The 21,783-nt window shown below is 38.0% G+C and carries 26 protein-coding genes; all 26 read left to right on the top strand.

The window, feature by feature from the left end; all coding sequences use genetic code 11:
* The first annotated feature begins 6 nt into the window (after positions 1 to 6).
* The 26 genes from AC4PG0_RS04820 (at position 7) to AC4PG0_RS04695 (ending at position 21,772) form a co-directional block, all read left to right on the top strand.
* The gene (locus tag AC4PG0_RS04820; protein WP_003721819.1) at positions 7 to 243 is read left to right on the top strand and encodes a flagellar motor switch protein FliN; all 237 of its coding nucleotides are present in this window, start codon (positions 7 to 9) and stop codon (positions 241 to 243) included.
* A gap of 20 nt (positions 244 to 263) precedes the next feature.
* A complete protein-coding gene (gene fliM, locus AC4PG0_RS04815) occupies positions 264 to 1,256 on the top strand; it encodes a flagellar motor switch protein FliM (RefSeq protein WP_003765817.1) in 993 nt (330 codons plus the stop codon).
* 2 nt (positions 1,257 to 1,258) lie between these two features.
* Positions 1,259 to 2,800, top strand: coding sequence for a flagellar motor switch protein (locus AC4PG0_RS04810; protein ID WP_160464118.1), 1,542 nt, complete (start codon positions 1,259 to 1,261; stop codon positions 2,798 to 2,800).
* Between the two features lie 23 nt (positions 2,801 to 2,823).
* Positions 2,824 to 4,209 (top strand): hypothetical protein, encoded by a 1,386-nt coding sequence (locus tag AC4PG0_RS04805; protein WP_492167510.1) that lies wholly within the window; start codon positions 2,824 to 2,826, stop codon positions 4,207 to 4,209.
* A gap of 22 nt (positions 4,210 to 4,231) precedes the next feature.
* Entirely contained in the window at positions 4,232 to 5,398 is a 1,167-nt protein-coding gene (locus AC4PG0_RS04800; RefSeq protein WP_492167388.1) for a hypothetical protein, read from the top strand.
* A 106-nt stretch (positions 5,399 to 5,504) separates the two neighbouring features.
* Complete coding sequence (locus AC4PG0_RS04795; protein ID WP_003765825.1) at positions 5,505 to 5,969, top strand: YaaR family protein; 465 nt, start codon at positions 5,505 to 5,507, stop codon at positions 5,967 to 5,969.
* A gap of 9 nt (positions 5,970 to 5,978) precedes the next feature.
* A complete protein-coding gene (locus AC4PG0_RS04790) occupies positions 5,979 to 6,407 on the top strand; it encodes a hypothetical protein (RefSeq protein ID WP_010990564.1) in 429 nt (142 codons plus the stop codon).
* 19 nt (positions 6,408 to 6,426) lie between these two features.
* Positions 6,427 to 7,947 (top strand): flagellar hook-associated protein FlgK, encoded by a 1,521-nt coding sequence (flgK, locus tag AC4PG0_RS04785; protein ID WP_045553514.1) that lies wholly within the window; start codon positions 6,427 to 6,429, stop codon positions 7,945 to 7,947.
* Between the two features lie 11 nt (positions 7,948 to 7,958).
* Positions 7,959 to 8,834 carry a flagellar hook-associated protein 3 gene (locus AC4PG0_RS04780; RefSeq protein ID WP_003760970.1) on the top strand — a complete coding sequence of 292 codons (876 nt, stop codon included), beginning with the start codon at positions 7,959 to 7,961 and terminating at the stop codon, positions 8,832 to 8,834.
* Between the two features lie 11 nt (positions 8,835 to 8,845).
* Positions 8,846 to 10,135: a flagellar hook-associated protein 2 gene (locus AC4PG0_RS04775; RefSeq protein ID WP_010990566.1), complete on the top strand. Its 1,290-nt coding sequence runs from the start codon at positions 8,846 to 8,848 to the stop codon at positions 10,133 to 10,135.
* Positions 10,136 to 10,153: 18 nt separating this feature from the next.
* Entirely contained in the window at positions 10,154 to 10,540 is a 387-nt protein-coding gene (locus tag AC4PG0_RS04770; protein ID WP_003724443.1) for a flagellar export chaperone FliS, read from the top strand.
* A complete protein-coding gene (locus AC4PG0_RS04765) occupies positions 10,512 to 10,793 on the top strand; it encodes a hypothetical protein (protein WP_003760976.1) in 282 nt (93 codons plus the stop codon). Before AC4PG0_RS04770 ends, AC4PG0_RS04765 begins: the two co-directional genes overlap by 29 nt.
* Before the next feature lie 20 nt (positions 10,794 to 10,813).
* Entirely contained in the window at positions 10,814 to 11,215 is a 402-nt protein-coding gene (flgB, locus tag AC4PG0_RS04760; protein ID WP_003760978.1) for a flagellar basal body rod protein FlgB, read from the top strand.
* An 11-nt stretch (positions 11,216 to 11,226) separates the two neighbouring features.
* On the top strand, positions 11,227 to 11,637 hold the full coding sequence (gene flgC, locus AC4PG0_RS04755) for a flagellar basal body rod protein FlgC (protein WP_003721832.1): 411 nt from the start codon (positions 11,227 to 11,229) through the stop codon (positions 11,635 to 11,637).
* A gap of 16 nt (positions 11,638 to 11,653) precedes the next feature.
* Complete coding sequence (fliE, locus tag AC4PG0_RS04750) at positions 11,654 to 11,950, top strand: flagellar hook-basal body complex protein FliE (RefSeq protein WP_003724447.1); 297 nt, start codon at positions 11,654 to 11,656, stop codon at positions 11,948 to 11,950.
* A gap of 67 nt (positions 11,951 to 12,017) precedes the next feature.
* On the top strand, positions 12,018 to 13,670 hold the full coding sequence (gene fliF, locus AC4PG0_RS04745; RefSeq protein ID WP_010990567.1) for a flagellar basal-body MS-ring/collar protein FliF: 1,653 nt from the start codon (positions 12,018 to 12,020) through the stop codon (positions 13,668 to 13,670).
* Between the two features lie 3 nt (positions 13,671 to 13,673).
* Entirely contained in the window at positions 13,674 to 14,780 is a 1,107-nt protein-coding gene (locus AC4PG0_RS04740; RefSeq protein WP_003760986.1) for a flagellar motor switch protein FliG, read from the top strand.
* The gene (locus AC4PG0_RS04735) at positions 14,767 to 15,459 is read left to right on the top strand and encodes a FliH/SctL family protein (RefSeq protein ID WP_003770910.1); all 693 of its coding nucleotides are present in this window, start codon (positions 14,767 to 14,769) and stop codon (positions 15,457 to 15,459) included. The genes AC4PG0_RS04740 and AC4PG0_RS04735 overlap by 14 nt, the downstream gene beginning before the upstream one ends.
* Positions 15,456 to 16,757: a flagellar protein export ATPase FliI gene (fliI, locus tag AC4PG0_RS04730; protein ID WP_003760993.1), complete on the top strand. Its 1,302-nt coding sequence runs from the start codon at positions 15,456 to 15,458 to the stop codon at positions 16,755 to 16,757. The genes AC4PG0_RS04735 and fliI overlap by 4 nt, the downstream gene beginning before the upstream one ends.
* A gap of 16 nt (positions 16,758 to 16,773) precedes the next feature.
* The gene (locus AC4PG0_RS04725) at positions 16,774 to 17,445 is read left to right on the top strand and encodes a lytic transglycosylase domain-containing protein (RefSeq protein WP_003770911.1); all 672 of its coding nucleotides are present in this window, start codon (positions 16,774 to 16,776) and stop codon (positions 17,443 to 17,445) included.
* A gap of 13 nt (positions 17,446 to 17,458) precedes the next feature.
* On the top strand, positions 17,459 to 18,103 hold the full coding sequence (locus AC4PG0_RS04720; protein ID WP_003770912.1) for a hypothetical protein: 645 nt from the start codon (positions 17,459 to 17,461) through the stop codon (positions 18,101 to 18,103).
* 616 nt (positions 18,104 to 18,719) lie between these two features.
* Entirely contained in the window at positions 18,720 to 19,064 is a 345-nt protein-coding gene (locus AC4PG0_RS04715; protein WP_003770914.1) for a hypothetical protein, read from the top strand.
* The gene (locus tag AC4PG0_RS04710) at positions 19,054 to 19,365 is read left to right on the top strand and encodes a hypothetical protein (RefSeq protein ID WP_003770915.1); all 312 of its coding nucleotides are present in this window, start codon (positions 19,054 to 19,056) and stop codon (positions 19,363 to 19,365) included. Before AC4PG0_RS04715 ends, AC4PG0_RS04710 begins: the two co-directional genes overlap by 11 nt.
* On the top strand, positions 19,355 to 20,011 hold the full coding sequence (locus AC4PG0_RS04705) for a DUF5081 family protein (protein ID WP_003770916.1): 657 nt from the start codon (positions 19,355 to 19,357) through the stop codon (positions 20,009 to 20,011). The genes AC4PG0_RS04710 and AC4PG0_RS04705 overlap by 11 nt, the downstream gene beginning before the upstream one ends.
* A complete protein-coding gene (locus tag AC4PG0_RS04700) occupies positions 20,004 to 20,363 on the top strand; it encodes a hypothetical protein (RefSeq protein ID WP_003770917.1) in 360 nt (119 codons plus the stop codon). The genes AC4PG0_RS04705 and AC4PG0_RS04700 overlap by 8 nt, the downstream gene beginning before the upstream one ends.
* On the top strand, positions 20,363 to 21,772 hold the full coding sequence (locus AC4PG0_RS04695) for a hypothetical protein (RefSeq protein ID WP_003770918.1): 1,410 nt from the start codon (positions 20,363 to 20,365) through the stop codon (positions 21,770 to 21,772). The genes AC4PG0_RS04700 and AC4PG0_RS04695 overlap by 1 nt, the downstream gene beginning before the upstream one ends.
* Positions 21,773 to 21,783: the final 11 nt, after the last annotated feature.

Here is a 21,783-nt window from a genome sequence, read left to right as displayed (position 1 = left end):
AGCTAAATGAAAATTAATCATACTATTCCACTCAGAATCGACTTCGAGTTAGGACGCACGAAACAGCCAGTCGGTAGTTTGCTAGATGTAAAAAAAGGGACCGTTTTTCGGTTAGAAGATTCAACAGCCAATGTGGTTAAAATTACAATTTCAGGCAAATGCATCGGTTACGGCGAGATTTTGACAAAAGACGGCAAGATGTTTGTCAAAATAACGAAATTAGGAGAGGGAAGTTCTTCATGAGAGCTAGGGAGTGACAAAAAATGAGCGATAAATTAAGTCAAGAACAAATTGACGCCCTGCTTTCCCAAATGAGTGAAGGTAAGGTAGTTGATGAAAGTACGGAAATTGGCGACTTTGGGCGCTTTCATCCCTATGACTTTCATAAACCAGAGAAATTTGGTGCAGAACACCTCGAAAGCTTAAAGACGATTGCATCAGCATTTACGAAAAAAAGTATGGAGTTTGTTTCCCAGCGTATCCGGATTCCAATTCATACCGAAGCAACCCTTGCAGATCAAGTTTCCTTTGCGAGCGGTTATATCGAAACAATGCCGAACGATAGTTACATTTTCTGCATTATTGACCTTGGGAATCCGGAGCTCGGCCAAATTATTATCGAACTCGATTTAGCCTATATCATTTATATCCATGAATGCTTATCTGGCGGAAATCCAAAACGAAAATTAAGCGAGCGCAGACTATTATCTGTTTTTGAAGAGCTGACGTTGAAATCTATTTTAGAAAAATTCTGCGAAGCACTCAAAGACAGTTTTAAATCAGTGCATCCAATCTCACCAGAAATTGTTAATATCGAAACCAATCCAGCACTTCTACGTGTCACATCACCAAACGACATGATGGCGCTTGTCAGTGTCGATATTAAATCGGAATTCTGGATTAGTACGATGCGTATTGGCGTACCATTTTTCTCGGTGGAAGAGATTATGAATAAGCTGGAAAACGTCGTTGAGTATACGTTTGATAAAAGACGGAACTTTGATGCGGAAGTGGAGCAAGAATTGCATCAAGTTGAGAAAGAAGCGCGCATTCGGGTGGGAGAAATTAAAACAACATGGAAAGAGCTTAATATGCTGGAAGTTGGCGACGTGCTTCTAACAGAAACTCATATACGTGACACACTTAAAGGTTACGTCACCGAAAAATGGAAATTTGAATGCTATATGGGAAAAAGTGGTAACCAAAAAGCCGTTAAATTTATGCGTCATACAGGGCGAACAGAGCAGGAGAGGTAGAAGTGGAGCAATTACTAGAGAAAAATATCACGCAAATGGAACTAGATGTGATAGGAGAAATCGCCAATATTTCGTTTGGCTCAGCTTCTACGGTCTTATCTGATTTACTACACCAACAAGTCACTATTTCTACACCAAAAGTAGAGATTGTTGATTTATATAATACGAAAGACATTGATATTCCACATGTCGTGTTAGAAGTGAATTTTCACAAAGGAATCGAAATGCGGAATTTATTTGTTCTGCAATCAGAGGTGGCTGCGGCTATCGCGGACTTAATGATGATGGGCGACGGGAATATCGATCCAAACGAAGAGCTTTCAGAACTTCATCTCAGCGCCGTACAGGAAGCGATGAACCAAATGATGGGACATTCCGCAACAGCAATGAGCAATATGTTTGGCGAAATGATTGATATTACGACACCAGACATTAAAGTAATCGCGTTAAAAGAACAATTAGAAGACACAAACGACCAAACAATGATAAAAGTCGGCTTTGACTTAATTATCGGCGACTTAATCACATCGAATTTAATGCAACTTATTCCCGTTGATAAAGGTCGTGAACTTGCGAAAAGATTGCTTGGCGACGCAATCCCTGAGCCAGAACCTGTAAAAGAAGAAATTAGCTTAACTGCCGAAGAATTAGATGTCTTTTTAGAAGTTTGTAATATCGGCATTGGCTCTGCTTCAACTGTTCTATCGAAATTACTTAATCGCAAAGTTTCGCTACAAATCCCAACAGCTCGCGTGATTGATAGTAAAGAATTCGAGTTTAATGAACGACCTTGCTTAGTAACCAGTGTGGAATTTGTCGAAGGACTGCGTTCAAGTAACACCTTTATCATTAGCAAAAATGCCGCGTTAATCATGGCAGACTTGATGATGATGGGGGACGGAATCGTTCAAGAAGATGCGGAATTAACAGAACTTGAAGTCAGTGCAGTGCAAGAATTAATGAACCAAATGATGGGCTTCTCAGCGACAGCGATGTCAGAAATGCTCGGAACAAAGATTGATATTAGCCCGCCAACGATGGAATTCTGCAATTTTGGTGATACGATGATTCAAAAAAATATTGCAGAAGGAAAAACCGTCGAAGTTATCTTTCCACTTGAAGTAGAAGGCTTGTTAAAAACACCAATGTATCAAATTTTTAATCCAGCAGCAGCAAAAGAAATGGCGCAACTAATGCTTGGGATTCAAGCGAAAGAAGTCGCAGAAAAAGAAGCAACACCAGTAGAAATAATGGCGCATGAAACAAAAGAGCCAGCGCAACCAGTAGTAATGGAAGAAAAAGAAACACTATCCGAAATGGAACAAATTTTGGAAGATATTCCAGTAACGCTTGAAGTTGTGTTCGGTACAGCTAAAGTAAAACTAGAAAAATTTATCTCATGGTGTGAAAAAGATGTGATTATCCTGAAAGAAAGCATGAATGAACCACTTGTCTTAGCGCTAAATGGCGTAACGATTGGCAAAGGAATTTTAGTTCGCGTGGATGATCATTTTGGTATACAAATGACTGAGTTAGTAAGGTGAAAAATGTGCGAAAACTTGGACTGATGACAATTTTATTTTGGATGTTTATTTCTGTTCAAGTATTCGCGGCAGAACCGGAACTTCCGATGATTTCACTTGAAAAGGAACAGCAGATTTTCACGTCAGGTGAAGTGATTTCGTTTCATATCGAAAATGCGGAAAAGATGAAAATCGTTTTAGTGAATGAACATGGACAAAAAAGACCCCTAGATGGCGAAACATATACGGTGACGGACTTTGATTTGGCGGGAAGCTACCGCGCAGAATTTTACGCAAACGACAACCCTGAAGCCATTGTTACTATAGATGATTTATTCCAAGTGCAACAGCTGAAGGAAGTTGAAAAAGATGAAACGGCACCTAGTTTAACAGATATTACCTTCGCGCATGACGAAGATGTTTTACATACAAGCGCCCTTCATGTGGCAGCAGATTTAGCCGATGCAGAAACAGGTGTAAAACAAGCGATATTGATAATTCATAGTGATTCGAACGACGCAGAAGCTGAATTAATACAAAATAACTGGACTGGGAAATTTGAAGGCGAAGTACCGTTAGAAAAATTTCAACCAGGAGAAAAACTCACTTTTCAGTTGAAATTAGTTGATTTTGCGGAGAATGAAATCACGATTGACTTAGAAAACACGATTCAGGTGTACCAGCCGAATGAGCCACATCTAAGTTATGACGCTGTTGACATCACCAACGACGAGAAAAAAATCGTCCAAGTTGGCAATCAAATCAAATTAACGCTCGACAAATATACAACCGAATTTCCAGAAGCAGAAACGGAAAGTGGTATTAAAATCCCGCTAAATTGGCAAAAAAAAGCCAACGAATGGATTGGAAGTCTCACTTTAACAAAAGAATTATCCGGCGAAATTATCCATTTTCAAGGAATGAACATAGCGATACTCGTTCGCTCCACAAGCGAGCCATTTGCGGAGATTAACTTAATCAATAATACGGTTTTAACTGGGCTAATTAATCCGGATTTTGCTTTAATCACAGCATTATCCGTCGAAGTAAATGGGCAAACATTCTGCACCGTTAGAACGGATAATAGCTTCAAAAGTGCGGAAATCTCAACAACCGGAAAAATCATATTACACTGGATCGACTGGGACGGCCGGGCTTATTCTAAACAATTGAGTCAAGAAATCAAGCCAGTGATTCCTGTACCAGATAAAGAAATAATTGCACCACCACCAGTTATACCAAATGAAAAAGAGCCAATACTTGCAAAACCTGCCCCTAAACCATCTACTGAATCCAGCGAAAAACCTCCAAAGAAGCAGGCTAAGAAGGAAACCTCAACTAAAAACAAGTCAAGCAGTATCCCGTTTTGGATTCCGGCACTCATGATTATAGGCGTTATTATTTTTTCAGGTAATAGAGCAATGAAATAAAAGCAGAAGTGAGGTGGACGGAATGAAAATAGATGGCATTCAAGAATCCGCAGAAAATCGTAATCAGCTAGAACGGGAATTAATTAAACAAAATCCATTATTAAAAGAAGGCAGTGCAAAGGCACAAATGAATACAGAAGTCGCGGTACCAAAAACGCCACCAGTATCATTTTCCTTTAAAGAACTAAGCAGTTTGCAACTAAACGGCACCACAACCGCAAATCTAGAATTATATATGAAATTAATGATGAACAACGCCAAAAAAGCGAATGACTTAATTTTTTACGTCATGCGCGCAGGTATAAAAAATCCAACTGACTCGGCAAAATGGCAAACGGTCAGAAGCGAAATCAGCAGCCAATTAAGCACCATCTTAATGAAACAACATAATTTTGAAGCATACTTTTCTGAAAATCCAGCCAACCAAAAGTTGTTTTTAGCCAATCAAAAAATTATGAACGAAATTTCCTTTTTGCTAAAAATGTTACCAACTTTAACATTTGAAACAACTGGAAAATATGATTTTCTCCGTATGATGCAAATCGCCTCTGGAAATATGGAAACTGGTATCCAAATGATGCGAGAGTTTCAAGGTCATCTGGAACATGCGACAAGACTTGATCCAGTAGTTGACGCTAAGCAAGAAACAAACTGGATGATTAAAGTATTACGTGAGTTTGGCAATATGTTCCATTCCCGCCACTTACTACCATATGAATTACAAGCTGAAAACATCAACATCTGGAAACTAGGTAGCGAATACTTAAAGCTAATGAACCAACTTTTACCACAAATTGGCGCATTTCCAAATGGCAATATTAAAATTTTTCACCAACAAGCGACAAAACCATTAACGGAGCTTTTCCAAGAACTACAAAGATTAGCTGATGGACAAATGACTCAAGGCGGGATTGCTGTTATTCTCGACCGAATGCAAGGTCAGCTTTCAAGACTCGCGCAGCTTTTTCAAAAAATGGAAATCGAAGCGGGCTTTACAGATTCTGAGCGAATTTTAGGAAGCGTAGACGCAGAATTCGCTAGTGATATGACAAAGATGATGCTACTCGCACAACAAGAAATGTCGTTTTTAGATTTATTAGTAAAAGATTTTCGAAGCGTCTCCAAACAACCAATATTTTTCATGATGGTTGCTATATTTATTATTTTATTATTAATTATTTTATTTTAAAAAAGATATTTTTTGAAAAAATATATACTTTTTCAGGTTGTTTCAGTATAATTAAATAGAAAAATAAGGTTTAGAAAGCGAAAATGAGTTTTTCGGGGGAAAAAGGATGAATAATGTTTCAATTAGCCAAATTTCGCAGTCCAAACAGACGAACTTAGTTAGGGGAATGCAAGAATTAAATCAAACACAACAGCTCTATTTTGAGCAAATGAAGGCAAATGGCAAAAAACAAACTCCTTCCCTGACTGAAATCAATGAACTAATTACCGAAGTGACAGATAAAAAATCACTTGTTGAAATGGATATGACTGTAGATAACGTTTTGAGCTACAAAAAAGCAGTCCAAAGCTTTTTGAATTTTTATGTTAATAATGTGATGGATTATGACAATATCGAAAGCCGACATCCAAAATACGGGTTTTCGCAAAAAATGACGATTTTAAAACAAGTAGAAAAACAAACCAATGAACTAGATGATGTAATGAATTTAATTGATACAAAAACTGGACATTTAGATATGCTAAACCGAATTGGTGAGATTACTGGCATGATTCTCGATGTCGTATTGTAGGTGATGGGAATGCAAAACGAATTAATTAATCAATTAGAAATCTTAATCGAAAAAAATGTCAAAGCGGCCGATGAAGCAAATGTATTAGGTAAATTACTACAGGAAGAAAATTGGATTGAAGCAGAAGAACGCCAACTAGGGCTTCAGCGCGAACTTGCCGGTTTACAAAACGAATATCACGTTTTAAAAACAATTATTGGCGAAGATAATACACTTAGAAGCTTGCAAAAAACATGGACACCTGCTGAAAATGCATTTATTGATGAACGTAAAAAAATGCTGCTTGAAAAAGAAAGCCTTTTACGAGTAACTGTTTCTGAAAATCAAATTAGAACAGAAATGCAATTAGCTTTTTCGGAACATATGGTAGATGTTATTACGGGGCATCACGCGGAAACTCAAGCAGAAAATAATATGATGATTAACGAAACTTTTTAAGTAAACGGAGGGATTTTTTGTGCGTTTAAGTGATTTTAATACGTCATTATCGGGCATGTCAGCGGCGCAAATCGCTAATATGGTCGCTCAGCAAAATATTAGTAATATGAATACGCCGGGTTATATTAGACAAGCTGTGGATCAGACGGCAGTTTACGGTGACGGAGGTCTTCTCGGCGGGAAACAAACAGGCTACGGGGTCAAAGTAACAGATATTAAACGACTGACAAACGCAGCTCTTACGACACAATACAATAATCAAATCGCCAAACAATCCGCTTCGTTATATCAAAGTGGGGCGCTCGGTCAAGCGCTTAATTTATTTGGTACTCCTGGGAAAAATACCCCAAGTGATAATTTAGATAACTTTTTCACCGCTTGGGCTGCGTTAGCAAAAAATCCTGATCAAGCAACGAATACAACGGCACTTTTATCCAGTATGACGATTTTTACCGATCAATTAAATCAACTTCATTCTGGCTTAAAGGAATTAGAAACAACGATAGCAGCAGATACAGATGCTGCGATTCAAGATTTAAATACATTAATTAAAAAACTAGGCAGTATCAATAAAGCAATCGGGAATGCAGGTTCTAATCCGCCGAATGATTTACTTAACCAGCGCGATCAGCTGCTTAGTACGATGTCGGGCTATGCTGGTATTTCTGTTAGCGCCCACCCAAATAACCCAGATGTATACGATGTGACAATTGGCGGACGTCTTGTTGTCCAAGGTGATGAAACGACCGAAATCACATCAACGCGAACCGCGACAGGCTTTGAATTTTCCGTTGATGGTCAGAAACTCAACATGCCAGAAGGTTCGATTATCGCTTCTGTTCGTGTTAACCAAAATGAAATTAAATCCTACCAAGAAAAAATCGAAACTTTTTCAAATGGCTTAGCAAAAGCATTAGATGATATTCAAGTCAAAAACGTCAATAAGACAATGGACGACTTGCAAAAAATCAATGATGCCCTTCAAGCTAACCCGAATGACGAAAAATTACTCAGCAACCGCGAAGAACTTTTACGTCAATTAGAAAAATTCCCTGGCGTGACTCGTTCTGGTGATACGCTAACCATTGGCGGAGTTGACCACGCGATTGACACACTTGGTACAAGTACATATGTAACGGATGTGAACGATTTTTCGATTCCAATTTTCACCCAAAGCTCTGGTAAATGGATTCTGAATCCTGCAATCACTAGCAATGCTGAAAACAAGCCATTCTTAGGTGTTATCGCGGCAGATATTGCATCTTTAAAAACCGATAAAAATATTCAAGGAACAACTTTCCCAAGCTTCATGGATGGAATCATTACAGAAGTTGCAACAGATGCGAGTAAAAGTAGTGCAACTTCCACGGCAGACACGCAAGCTTTAAATTCCCTTTCTGAATCAAAATCATCTCTTGAAGGAGTTAATATTGACGAGGAAATGACAAATATCATGCAATACCAAAGCTATTATGTGGCCAATACGAAAGCCATGAACACAGTGAACGATATGATGAAAGCTCTCTTAGCCATGTTATAAGGAGGAAAATAATGCGAATTTCAACGAATCAACAAGCAAATTCAATAATTAACCAGCTGAATAATGTCTCAGGAAACCTTGCAAAATACCAATTACAAGTATCTTCCGGGAAAAAGTATGAATCGATGAGCGAAAATCCTGGTGCTACAGCACAAATTTTATCCTATAATCACGTGCTTAGTCAGCTTAATCGTGAAAAAACGGACGTAACTGAAGCGAAATCATTATTAAATACCGCAGAAACCTCTCTTTCATCCATGTCCACATCGATGAACCGGGTAAATGCTCTAGTCTTACAAGCAATTAACGGTACGAGCGATAAAGACAATATGTCGCAATCAGCCGAAGAAATCAAAGGTTTACTTGATGTTCTTATTTCTGTTGCTAACTCAGAAGACGATGGCAGATATGTTTTCAGTGGTTCTAGTACAAGCGTTAAGCCATTTACAACGGATAAAACAACCGGAGAAATCATCTATAACGGAACGACAGAAAATAAAAAATTCCGCGTAACGGACACATTAGAAGTAGAAGTTTTCCATGATGGCAGCGCGATGACGGATGTTTTTAACAACATTCAAAAAATCGTTGACGCAATGAAAAGTGGCGATAAAGATGCTTTGTCTGCCTTGCAAGAAACAAATAGCAAAAATATCGAAATTATTACCAATTCGATGACAAATATCGGCGGACAAAAAAACGGCGTGACAGCCTATGACAATGTACTTTCTAGCAAAATTGTTGATTTCTCAGAACGAAAATCCAATGTCGAAGAAGTCAATATGCCAGAAGCTGTAAGTAATTTAAACAAAACGTCTATCGCTTACCAAGCCGCACTGCAATCCAGTGTGATGGTGCAAAAATTAAGCATTCTAAATTATATGTGAGGTGAAACCAAGTGGGAAGTTCGATTGCAAGTAGTTTAATGGATCCGACGCAATATTATTCGCAATTTATTAGTCTCCAAAAAGCCAGTTTAGAAAAAGCAAAAACACCATATCAAAACCAAATTTCTAGCTACCAATCACGGATTGATCTTTATGCTAGTTTAAAAAATGCTTTGTCTGACTCGCTGAAAACGATGAGTTCTTTCACGACTTATGAAAGTAAAACCAAACTAGCGACTTCATCCAACGAAACAAGTTTTACCGTTTCATCAACGAGCAGCTCCGTCAACGGCAGCTATTCCATCGAAGTACAAAACTTGGCGACCGCAGACACTTACAACAAAGCAGTACCTGATATTGAAGCAAAAATTGGTGTAAGTGGGACAATTAAAATCAACGGTAAAGAAATTAAAGTCGATGCAGATAGCTCGATGAAAAATGTGATGAACTCGATTAATAGCGCTGGTGCGAAAGTAAACATCTACACATTAGGCGAAAATATGGTCGTCACAGCTTCAACAACCGGTGTCGAAAATAGCATTAAATTTGAAGGCGATTCCGCAGTTTTAGAAGCACTTGGTTTAGTACAAAATTCACCAGACCATTTAGCGGCAGAAGATGCCAAACTGAGAATCAACGGAGCAACTGTCACAAGTGCAACAAACAAAGTAACCAACTACATTCCAGGCGTGACAATCAACCTCAAAAAAGAAACAACTGGCGCTGAAAAATTAACGATTCAAGATCAAAGTGATGAAAAAGCAGCCAGCATGATTACAAGTTTTGTAAATACATATAATGCGCTAACAAGCACAATGAAAACATACACGGGAAAAGGAACCATTTTACAAGCATCTGCTGCCGACCTCGAAGCAAATCGCGCGCTAAACAATGTATTCCAACATAAAAAAGACGGAAATACATTATTTGATTTTGGTATAAGCGTCGATAAAGAAGGCGTTTTAAAAGTCGATGAAACAGCAATGAAAAAAATGGTAGCTGAAGATCCAACCGCAGTCGAAAGATTTTTCTTTGGTATTGGTGGAATTGGTGATGAGCTTTATCAATCTTTGAATAAAACATTTGGCTCGACAGGCTTTATCAGTGATGAAACGACCTCGATGACGAATGAAATCAATAAATTAAATCTTAAGCTAACCGACATTACTAGCCGAAATGACACCTTACTAACGAATATTACCGATCAGTACAACAAATGGCTCGAAATGATGCAAGCCATGCAAAGTGATGCAATGACTCTCGACGCCTTAATCGACGGCATGAACAGTTCTAATAAATAAAAATGGTAGGTGAAAAAAATGCAAGCTTGGAAACGATATACCCAAAATGAACTAAATACGAGCAATCCCATTAAAAACACCATTTACATATACGAACGTTGTATTATTGAATTTAAAAAATTAGACAAAGCACTCGAACAACTGCATTTTTCCGAAGCAGACCTTATTCTCGATAAAATGGAAAAGATCTTTGAAGAACTAAAATTACAATTAAATCCCGAAGCCGGACAAGAACTTTACGATAATATTTTCGGCTTATACGAATGGATTTCAGAACAAATTCGTCAAATGCAACTACTAAAACAACCCGTTAATATCGATACAATTATTCACGTCATCACGCAGCTTAAAGAAGGCTACGAGGGAGTGATGAAACATGAATCAAGCAAAGACACATTTGGCTGAGTTAAAAGCACTGTTTCACTCGACGGGACAATTAAACGTTAACCTCGAAGAATATCAAGCGAAACTAAATGAACTACTAAAAAGCACCGAACATCTACCAAAAGACACAAAAGAAGCCATTTTAAAAGAAACAAGAGAAGTTATAAATAAAGGTATTCTTTTCACCCAAAAACAATTAGAATCCACTGAAAATGCCTTTTCTGAAAATAAAAGTCGCAATGCCGCCAACTTGAACTATGCGAAATTTTTCTAAAAGAAAGAAGGAAATCACAAGTGGAAAATTATACCACGCATATTGGCAACTACTTGAACTATCTTCAAACAGCGAACCAAGTAGTTTCAAATAATATCGCGAATGCCAATACGCCAAATTTTAAAGCAAGTGAAGCGAGTTTTGAAGAATCATTCGGCGCGAGCTTGCGAGCATCCGGTTCGAACAATATCGAATCAACGGGAAATTTAACGAAAACGAACACAAAACATTTAGCCGGAACCGATATAGACGAAACAAATGCGAAACTCACGACTAAAAGCGGCTCCATCAACGAAGACGGCAACAATGTCAACGTCACTTCTGAAATGATTAGCTTAACAAAAAATAACCAAATGTACGCGCTCGCTATCAGTGCACTCAACTATAATTCATCTATCAACACAGCAGCCCGTGGAAAGTAAGGTGATAAACCATGTTTGAAGGAATAAACACAAGTGGCTCCGCGTTAAATGCTGCGAAACAATGGATGGAAGTTAGCTCTAACAATATCGCGAACGCTGATTCAAGCGCCGCACCTGGCGAGACACCTTTTCTTAGAAAGCGCGTCGTACTATCCGAAATTACGCCATTTGAAACAGCTTTAACAGGTACAAAAGGCGTGAAAGTAAGCGAAATATCAAGCGATACAGGAAGCGTTAAGCGCGTCTATGATCCAACTCATCCTAACGCAAATGAAGCAGGTTACGTCAACTACGCAAATGTGGATATGACAGCCGAAATGACCAATTTAATGGTCGGACAAAAAATGTATGCTGCAAATACTTCCGCCTTACAAGCAAATGAAAAAATGATGGAAAAAGATTTAGAAATAGGCAAAGTATAAAGGAGTGTTTTAAGGAATGGCAATTGAAAGTATTAATGCAGCAAGCGTCTTACCTAAAGTTACGCTTGGTGAAACCGCAAAAACAGACAATGCGACAGGTGCCGGAAATACCTTTACGCAAATGCTGGATAGTATGAGTGATACACAATCAAACGCGCAAACTTCCGTATCGAATCTTTTAACAACTGGAGAAGGAAATGCAAGCGATGTACTCATTCAAATGAAAAAAGCAGAATCAGAAATGAAAACTGCTGCGGTCATTCGTGATAATGTAATCGAAAGCTACAAACAGCTTTTAAATATGCAAGTGTAGCGGTTAGACTAGTCGGGGGAGTTTTAGTCAATCGTCCACACGAGAAAAATGGAGCGAAGTTTTTAAGATGGCAAAAATAAAAACAATGTATTCGAAATTGAAGAATTGGCATAAAGGCGCGATTTTTGTCGGCCTTTTTGTCGTAGTCACGGTGTTATTACTCTACATGAACACGCCCAAAACAGAAGTTACCCTTTATAAAAATTTATCAGAAACTAGCCAACAACAAGTTACAGACCAATTAGCCAAAATGGGCGTTGATTATACCGTTGATAAAAGCGGCAATATTTTAGTCGATGAAAAAGTGGAGACGCTTGTTCGTGACAAATTTGCTGACTTAGGAATCCCGTATACAGGCCAAGATGGCAATGATATTCTTTTAAATAGTTCGCTTGGAGCTAGTGAAGAAGATAAAAAAATGCAAGAAAAAGTCGGCACAAAAGTTAACTTAGAAAAAGAAATCGTTCAAAGTTACGGCACGACCGTGGACAGCGCATCAGTCCAACTAACTTTGCCAGAATCAAGTTCGATTTTTGAAGAAGCGAGCCAAAAAGGAACGGCAGCAGTCACGCTAAAAACCAAAAATAACCAAACGCTAACAAAAGAACAAGTTCTCGGTATCCAACGAACCGTAAGTGCGGCTGTGCCAAACGTTGCAAGCGATGACGTTGCAATAATCGATACAAAAAATGGTGTGATTTCAGAAGCAGATACCTCTAAAGAAGAAGGTAGCTCAGCTTATAAAAATGAAGTCGACATTCAAAACGCAATCGGAAAAAATGTGAAAACAGACATTGAAGGCACTCTTTCAAGCATTTTTGCTCTAGATAATTTCCGAGTAAATACAAATGTCACAGTTAATTTTGATGAAATAAAACAAAATACCGAGCATTATCCAAATGACGGTAAAGTCCGAAGCAACCAAAAAGAAACGTCCACCGATACATCAAAAGGCTCCACCAACCAAACAGAGTCAGGAACTGCTTCGAACGCTGACGTACCAAATTACACCGAACAAAATGGCGATGATACTAACACATACACGAGTGAAAAATCTAGCGAAACCACGAACTATGAGCTTGATTCTACCATTCAAGAAATTAAAAAACATCCAGCCTTGGCAAAAACAAATGTCGTTGTTTGGGTGGACCAACAATCGCTCAATAAAAATGGCGTTGATATGGCTGAATTCACGAAAGCTATTGGCGTTTCGGCAGGACTAACACCTAACATGACGACCGAAGAAGCTGGTGAAGGCGGAGAAGCAGCAGCCACACCAACATTCGAAGGAACATTCCAAAACGGCGACGTGACCATTATGCCAATCCAATTTTTAGACAATCAAACACCAGTAGAAAAAGATACTACTGAAAAAGCAGAACCAGCAAGTAAAGCTTGGGTTTGGTGGCTTGTAGGAAGTTTACTATTTGCCCTAATTGCAGCTGGAATAATTGCCTATATCATCTTCTTGAAACGTAAAGAACAAATAGAAGAAGCCCTAGAAGCAGAAGAGAAAGACTTCATCCCAGCCGAAGAGGCGATAGTTAATCCAGAAGAACATCCAGATTTCAACTTCCAAACAGACGCATTCGATTTATCAGAACCAGAACTTAAAGCTCGTAAAGAAAGCTTGAAAAATAAACTCGGCGAAATGGCCAAAGAAGATCCAGGTCGCGCCGCAGCAGTCATCCAAAAATGGCTCAATGAAAGGCAGGAATAAAAAATGGCAGAAACACTCAAAGAAACCTTAGAAGAAACTAGCGCTGAACTGGAAACTGTCGAAGTAGCAGAACCAGAAGAAAAAGCCGCTACTCAACTAGATTCAGGTATTTCAAGACGTGAAAAAGCCGCCCTTATTATTTGGAGTCTAGATGAACAAATCGCGACTGAAGTAGTTGATTTACTTCCAGATGCCTCCAAACAACGCCTTGCACGTGAAATGGCCAAAATGAAAGAAATGGATGGCGGCGCAGTGGAAGAAGCAACAAGAGAATTTCTTGATGAACTAGAGCTTCTTTCTGGCGGGATTGCTAAACTTGACCGAGAACACTTGCAACGCCTATTCCCTGACATGACAACAGAAGAATTGAACCAATTAATTTACGGGGTAGAAGCAGAATCACGTATCGGCGAAACAGCATTAGATATTTTACGAGAAATTGATGATGTCGATTCCTTGTTTACGATTATTAGTGACGAATCACCGCAAACGATTGCGATGATTGCTTCATACATGAAACCGGAAGAAGCATCTAAACTCCTAGCCCTTTTACCAGAAGAAAAAATGATTAGTACGGTAATCGGCATCGCGAGCTTAGAGCAATTTGATAGTGAAGTCATGCAAAATGTATCGAATTTATTAAGAATTAAACTGGATACAATGTCGAATAGTTCGCTTAACAAAACGGACGGAATTAAAAATGTTGCGAATATCTTAAATAACGTAACTCGCGGGTTGGAACGTACTATTTTCGAACATTTAGACGCAGAACAAGCCGAACTTTCTGAACGAATTAAAGAGAAAATGTTTATGTTTGAAGATATTATTCTGCTTGACAATATGACCTTGCAACAGGTGCTTGCCGAGATTCAAGACAACAACAAAATCGCCCGTGCACTCAAAAATGAAAAAGAAGAACTCAAAGAAAAAATTCTTTCTTGCGTATCGAAAAACCGTCGCGATATGATTACCGAAGAACTAGAAGTCCTTGGCCCAATCAGACTTTCTGATGTCGAACAAGCACAACAAGACATCGCTAATGTCGTTAAAAACTTGGAAAAAGATGGCAAAATAGTTATCCAACGGGGGGAACAGGATGTCCTTATCTAATCCAAGAATCCCAAAAGGCAAAGTAACTTTATCCGACGTGAAAATGGAACTATTCTATTTAGAAGATATGGAAGAAACAGAGGAAGTCGAATCACCATATTCCAAAGAACTTGAACAACTAGAAAACCACCAAAAAGAACTCGAAAAGCATATGTCAGCTATCGAAATCGAACAACAAAAGCTAGCAAATGAAAAAGCAGCACTAAAAGCTGAGCGCCAAGCCATTGAAGAATTAAAACAAAGCGCAGAAGCAGAAATTAAAGCACAAAAACTAGCTTTTGAACAAGAAAAAACACAGCTTTACCTAACAATTACCGATTTCCTTTGGGATGAAAGCATTGATCTCGCAGAAAGAATCGTCCACCAAGCAATCGACACCCGCCAAATTGAAGTCTTACCAATGCTAACCGAAGTCATTCAAAAACTCCCAGTTGCTTTCGACAAACTAAACGTCACCACCCACCCAGAAACATTAAAAGCACTCAAAGAAGAAAACACCGGAACAAAGTACGACTGGCTTTTAGAAAATATTCATTGGAACTTCGATATGCGGCTTGATTACGGCGAATTCACTGTAGAAGAAGAAAAAGAATACTTCGACTATCGAATCACAGAAATTTTCCAAACCTTACACAAGCAAAATGCAGAACGGAAAATTCTAGGAGGAGATAAATCGTGAATTGGTCGCCAAAAACCGAAGCTTGGCAAGAACTAAAAAACACCGTTCCATACATCCAAAAAGGCAAAATCCACACCGTCCAAGAACAAGTCTATATTTCCAAAGGGCCACAAGTGAAAATTGGCGACACCGTCATGGTCGGCGAAAACAAAGTGCTTTGTGAAGTGATTTCTATCGAAAAAGAAAACAACATGCTACTCCCATTTAACCAAAGCGATAAAGTAGCGTATGGTGACTGGGTGTACGTGACTGACACAAAAATCACTATTCCAGCCGATGAATTTTTACTCGGAAAAGTGTTAAATGCATCCGGTGATATTTTAAATGAAGAAGCTGGTACTGCTAAATTTAAACAAAAAATGCCACTGGAAGCACCGCCAATCCATGCTTTTAACCGAGCGGAAATTACGGAAACACTTGAAACTGGAATCAAAGCGATTGATGGAATGCTAACCATTGGTATAGGTCAAAAAATCGGTATTTTTGCAGGATCAGGTGTTGGTAAATCAACTTTGCTTGGAATGATAGCACGTAACGCCAAGGCAGACATTAATATTATCGGTCTTGTTGGCGAACGTGGTCGGGAAGTAAAAGATTTCTTGCGTAAAGATCTTGGTGAAGAAGGGTTGCGTAAAAGCGTTATTGTCGCAGCCACTTCAGATGAAAGCCATCTCATGCAACTGCGTGCTGCCAAACTTGCGACTTCGATTGCAGAACATTTCCGCGATCAAGGGAAAACCGTCCTATTAATGATGGATTCTGTCACTCGTTTCGCTGATGCAAGAAGAAGCGTTGATATTGCCGTCAAAGACCTACCAATTGGCGGGAAAACCTTGCTAATGGAATCCTATATGAAAAAATTGCTAGAACGTTCCGGTAAAACTAAAAATGGATCGATCACAGGTATATATACAGTACTCGTTGATGGAGATGATATGAACGGACCAGTACCCGATTTAGCGCGGGGGATTTTAGATGGTCATATCGTTCTAACCCGAGAACTGGCAACAAAAAACCACTATCCAGCCATTGATGTCCTTGGCTCCGTTAGCCGGGTAATGGAAGAAATCGTGCCAGAAAGTCAGTGGAAATCCGCTTCGAAAATCCGCGAATGGATGAGCATTTACCAAGAAAATGAACTGTACTTCAAATTAGGAACAATTGAACAAACAAGCGACAACGCAGCCATTTTTACAAGTAAGGAAAAATCCTATTTTATTCATCAATTTTTAAAACAGCTGCGGGATGAGAGTGTCACGCTAGAAGAAACGAGTAAAATGATGGAAACGTTAGTATAACAAAGGAGTGCCGTGGATGAATCCAGTAGAACAAGTTATTAGTGCTAGACAAGCCGAGTTTCAAAGCGCATTTGAAGCAGCGAAACAATCGGCCACCACTTTTGAAACGAAATTAAATGAACGTTTAAATGCGACAAAGCAAACCACCACAACTAATGTGCAAACAGTCACCGATGCCGAACTAGCTCGCGCCCGTGAAGCATACGAAGCTTTAATAAATAAATCCGAAACTAAACAAACTCCTAGTGCAAGGTCAAGTGTAACAACCGAAACTCCAGCAGCAACAACCGGAGAGCTAACTAATTGGAACAACTACCAAATTAAACCTATTAGCGCTGAAAATGAAGGCAAATATAGCGATTTAATTAAAACAGCAGCAACCAAATACGGTGTACCAGAAGCGCTTATCAAACGAGTTATCCAAGTAGAATCTAATTTTAATCCGAATGTGGTTTCAAGTGCTGGTGCCACTGGTCTAATGCAACTAATGTACGGCTCTAATCGAACCGACCCAGCGACTAATATCGACGCAGGGACAAAACAGCTTGCCGGTTACATCAAAAAATACGATGGTGACCTAAAATTAGCATTAGCAGCCTATAACGCTGGACCAGGTAACGTACATAAATACGGCGGGGTCCCACCATTCAAAGAAACGCAAAACTATTTAACGAAAATTATCGGGTAAGGGAGAATAAATCATGGGAAACTGGCAACAAAAGTGGGAATCATGGCGCGATATGACAGCAGCAATGCAACAAGAAATTAAAATCGAAGCAGCCGACAAAGTAACTTCCTACATAAAAAATGACCAATTTGAAGAAGCAATCAATGTCATCAGACAAACCGAAAATCTCCTAAATGAACTTGATTTTGAAGCAAAAATGAACCGCGTCGAAGAACAACTCCAAGCCTTCACATCCGACCAAGAAGCATCTAAATCATTCGAAGCGAGCCAACTTCAAAACCTAGAAAAACCAAGTACAACCGTAAGTTTCGACCTCGCTAGCGTAAAATCAGAAGCAATCAATCAGTTCACCAAACGCGATTTCAATCTAGTAGACTCACATGATACCCACATGCAATTTCTAAAAGGCAACCGCAATTTTTACATGGACATTTTCAACCCCGAAGAAAGCGAAGAACATCACTACGCTAACCTTCATGAAAAATGCCAATACAAAAATATCGGATTCATCTGCCAAAATGAAGCAGCAGCCGAAATGGCCGCAAACTTAACGAGCGAATGGCTTGAAACATTAGAAGCACCCAAAAAGAAATTTTTAACAGTTAACATCGCCAATTTAACCGCGATGAAACAAAACCCAGAAGTACTATTTCAATAAACAAAAAGAGAGCCGCTACTATGCGCCTCTCTTTTTTATAAAGCTAATTTTGTGATGCATCGATTTTTCGATCATAAATAGTCGCGATAACACCAGCTATAATATAAAGCGAACCAGGAATCGGATTTATGTAAAAACCTTCTATTAGGTTGGCGCCTAACAATAGAATACCACTAATAAATAGAAAGATAATTTTATTGTTAGGAGTTAGAGATCTTAAACGGATAATGCAACAAAGACAATGAGCTAGCATAAGAAATGCTATCAAACTAATGATAGGGAATAAAGTTATCGCGTCTCCCAGAGCTTTTAGCGTATAAAAGGCAAAAACAAATTCTAAAAAACAGGCAGACCATACTAAAGTTTTAATTAAAGATAACATATTAATTGTTCCTTTCTAAGAAGTATAAGTAGATAAGTTGGAATTTAATTCTATTTTACATCTGTTTGATAGTTTCATTTTAGTATAGGAATGAGTCTGTTGCAAGATTACTAGTAAACTTTATAATCACATTTATTATAAAATTTTGTTGTATCAGAAAATAAAGTACATTATAATTGATTCAAAGGTATATTGTGAAATTTAATACAAAATAAAATACGGGAGGAATATACCATGTTTAATTCGTTGTTTGCAAGTGAGGAATTAACAAATGCAAAAATAAAACATCAGAAATACGAAGATTTAATTAAAAAAGCAAACTATTTAAAAACCCAAATTGAGAACGCTCGTATGTGTGCTATTGATTTAGATTCAATAGGTTGGCTGGATACCAACTACGAACCCAATATGCTCATTGATGACAAAACTCGTCTTGTTCTTGAGATGGCTCGAGAAATGCGTAAAAAGCATGATAATCAATTGGAAGATTTATGTGACTTGAAAAACTCAGCGCAAAACAAGTTGTATTCTTGTGCACTGGAAATCAATCAATTGGAGGCAAAAGAAAATGAGTCGTGAGCAATTATATAATGATAATTGGTATGAAGCGTGGACAGAACTAGCGAAAGTAAAAACAATGTTAGATGATACTCTTTCGCAAGCCAAAACTTTACAAGCAAATGTTGAGAATATGAATTGGAACGGTGAACACTACAAGCATATTCGAGCATTACTTGAAATGGTTGTTGTGTACCATGGTGCTTTATTGAACAGTTCTGTTGAATTGAATGAAGCTCTTTATCAATTTGGTCAAACCTATAAAGAATTTGAAAGAATGGAATCCTATCTTGGAATAAAAGGTATTGTTTATGACTGGTAAAGTATTAAATGCCGATGAACTTTACTACTTAGCAGAGTATCAAAACATATCCTTGCTATTTGGAATCCCTTATGAAGCACCAAGCTCTGCCTCTGTAGAAGGATTAATAAAAAAAGAAATACTAACATCTACTGGAGGTTTATCATTAGTTACAATTAACTATGTGGAGGTACTAAAAAAATACGCTCAAGCTGATCGTTATGTACATATTCAACAATATATTTTTGGTTTATTTAACGATGGGCTATGCATTATTTTGAAACAAGTCCCTGTTCAAGATACTATTCGATTTGAACTTTTTGTTGGCGATGCCTTGAGTATGCTAGAGATAGCTCTTAGTCATCCAATCCTAAAACAGTCAGCAAGTATATATTATGAAAAAATAACTACCAAGACATTAGATGAAAGAACACTTCCCTTTTCACATAGCGCGCCCACTTTGGTGATAGAAATATTTAACAATGAATATCAACTCGAAGCTCAATTAGCTATTGGACAAGATAATAATCAATATTATCAGTTAGATGAAAGGAATAAACTAACTACAAAAATTGATATTGACCCTTTTAAATGGTTTGTTGATAAAGTACCACAAATTGTAACTATCGCCCAAGAGCGAATCCAGGAGGTAAAAAATCATGAGTGAAATTGTTATTAATCCGGATGAACTAGAGCTAGTAACTACCACTTTACAACAATTAATGGAATCTATTATAAATACAGCTCTGCCATCTCTTAATGCTGTGAAAAATAGTGCTTTCTATATTGAAGGTGAAGCAAAAGAAGAAGTGGAGCGTATCTTAAGTAAAAGTATGATTGAAGTGAATGGTTCAGATATGATGCAAATGGGGGCGGACTTTGCTGGAAAAGTGCAGATGCTTGCAACTTATTATAATCTTATCAACGAATACTGCATTGATGCTATGATCACATTCAAAGATACTGATGAAAAGATAGCTAAACTTTGGGAGAAAACTTGTGAGGAGGCATTGGGATAGTGGCAGAACAAATTTATATAAACGATGATACATTAGAAAACTATAAACAAGATTTGTTTAACCGCTTGAACGAGGCTGTAAATCAATTTTATAGAGTTGACCACTTATTCAAACAAATGGATGATTATTTACACGATGAAGGCTTAGCTAATGAGTTCTATTTCACTTATTCTTCACAGAGTTTTAAAATTGATAATTTAAACGAAAAATTATGGAATTTGACAAATAATATTGTTAGAATTTATCGTGAAGCCAGTGAGAAGATTGATAGTCCATTTAAGAAAAATATGGAACAATTTGCAGAACGATTAAGTTTAGTAGATATTAACCGTCACTCTGTTTCAACAAGTGGTATAGCTGTTCAAGGAGAAGCTTGGCAACCAGGTGAGAGCATTTCTGCTCCTTCAACGGCCTATAATACATTTAAAACCAAAAACGATGTAGATTTTATGGATTTGATGAATAGTTCATTTACACGTAAAATGAAACAAGAACAATATCAAACCTTTTTAGCCATGACTGGTCAGTTAGACTTTCAAATTAATTACGAAACCTTTGTAAACACTCTCTATCGTCAGACTGATTTTAACTATGAAACTGGTTTAGAAAAAGTAACCAATATGCTTACAACAGGACTAGTTATTGTATGTGTTGGAGGTCTAGTAGTAGCAACGGGGGGCGCTTTTGCGGGTATAGCTGTACCTGGATGGGTAAGCACAACATCAATGGTGGCAGGTGGAATTATGAGCGCCCAGTCTATCGGTCATGCGATAACTGGACTCGATATAAACGGCAACCCACTTAGTCAAAAAGAACGTGAAGCATATATTCTGAGTGCAGGGACGGATATAGCCTTTATGGTTGCAGGATTTGGTTTAAATAAGATACTTAAAAATGCGAACACACTCAAATATATTGATGACCCCGTGGAAGTAATAAAAAGACAACAACAAGAGATTATTTCGAGTGTTAAAAAGGGAGAAGTCATTTTAGAAACCACTAAGTATAAAGGCAATTTTGGTGAAGTAGTAATGGATAGTTATATGGAGAGTGTCAGAGGGGCATCGAGAATTAGTGGGAATCCTGTCACTAGTTTAGATGATATAATTAACAAAGGAATAGATGGTGTCTATGAAAGTGCATCTCCACCACCAAAATATATTATTGCAGAGGCTAAATATGGAACATCAAGATTAAACTTAACAGATGATGGTCTACAAATGAGTGATACGTGGATTAAGGGGTCGGAAAGACTAGAAAAAGCTGTAGGCATAGATAAAGCAGATGATATTAAAACAGAGATGTTCTTAAATCCAGAAAACGTTCAAAAACTGTTAATCCATGTAGATGACAATGGGAATGTTATGGAATGTATATTGGATACAACTGGTAAAAAAATGGAAAATTAGAATAGAGGTTA

It is taken from the genome of Listeria sp. MAN/IMW/UF464 (assembly GCF_058683955.1).
This window is presented reverse-complemented; position numbering and strand designations above follow the sequence as displayed.

Bases quoted from the DNA above. Each gene is read 5' to 3' on its own strand.
- AC4PG0_RS04765 (WP_003760976.1), top strand. From the start codon at position 10,512: ATGAATCAAGCAAAGACACATTTGGCTGAGTTAAAAGCACTGTTTCAC.
- AC4PG0_RS04795 (WP_003765825.1), top strand. From the start codon at position 5,505: ATGAATAATGTTTCAATTAGCCAAATTTCGCAGTCCAAACAGACGAAC.
- AC4PG0_RS04715 (WP_003770914.1), top strand. From the start codon at position 18,720: ATGTTTAATTCGTTGTTTGCAAGTGAGGAATTAACAAATGCAAAAATA.
- fliM (WP_003765817.1), top strand. From the start codon at position 264: ATGAGCGATAAATTAAGTCAAGAACAAATTGACGCCCTGCTTTCCCAA.
- AC4PG0_RS04780 (WP_003760970.1), top strand. From the start codon at position 7,959: ATGCGAATTTCAACGAATCAACAAGCAAATTCAATAATTAACCAGCTG.
- AC4PG0_RS04735 (WP_003770910.1), top strand. From the start codon at position 14,767: ATGTCCTTATCTAATCCAAGAATCCCAAAAGGCAAAGTAACTTTATCC.
- AC4PG0_RS04790 (WP_010990564.1), top strand. From the start codon at position 5,979: ATGCAAAACGAATTAATTAATCAATTAGAAATCTTAATCGAAAAAAAT.
- AC4PG0_RS04710 (WP_003770915.1), top strand. From the start codon at position 19,054: ATGAGTCGTGAGCAATTATATAATGATAATTGGTATGAAGCGTGGACA.
- AC4PG0_RS04700 (WP_003770917.1), top strand. From the start codon at position 20,004: ATGAGTGAAATTGTTATTAATCCGGATGAACTAGAGCTAGTAACTACC.
- AC4PG0_RS04740 (WP_003760986.1), top strand. From the start codon at position 13,674: ATGGCAGAAACACTCAAAGAAACCTTAGAAGAAACTAGCGCTGAACTG.
- AC4PG0_RS04820 (WP_003721819.1), top strand. From the start codon at position 7: ATGAAAATTAATCATACTATTCCACTCAGAATCGACTTCGAGTTAGGA.
- AC4PG0_RS04805 (WP_492167510.1), top strand. From the start codon at position 2,824: ATGACAATTTTATTTTGGATGTTTATTTCTGTTCAAGTATTCGCGGCA.
- AC4PG0_RS04800 (WP_492167388.1), top strand. From the start codon at position 4,232: ATGAAAATAGATGGCATTCAAGAATCCGCAGAAAATCGTAATCAGCTA.
- AC4PG0_RS04705 (WP_003770916.1), top strand. From the start codon at position 19,355: ATGACTGGTAAAGTATTAAATGCCGATGAACTTTACTACTTAGCAGAG.
- fliE (WP_003724447.1), top strand. From the start codon at position 11,654: ATGGCAATTGAAAGTATTAATGCAGCAAGCGTCTTACCTAAAGTTACG.
- fliF (WP_010990567.1), top strand. From the start codon at position 12,018: ATGGCAAAAATAAAAACAATGTATTCGAAATTGAAGAATTGGCATAAA.
- AC4PG0_RS04725 (WP_003770911.1), top strand. From the start codon at position 16,774: ATGAATCCAGTAGAACAAGTTATTAGTGCTAGACAAGCCGAGTTTCAA.
- AC4PG0_RS04770 (WP_003724443.1), top strand. From the start codon at position 10,154: ATGCAAGCTTGGAAACGATATACCCAAAATGAACTAAATACGAGCAAT.
- AC4PG0_RS04720 (WP_003770912.1), top strand. From the start codon at position 17,459: ATGGGAAACTGGCAACAAAAGTGGGAATCATGGCGCGATATGACAGCA.
- flgC (WP_003721832.1), top strand. From the start codon at position 11,227: ATGTTTGAAGGAATAAACACAAGTGGCTCCGCGTTAAATGCTGCGAAA.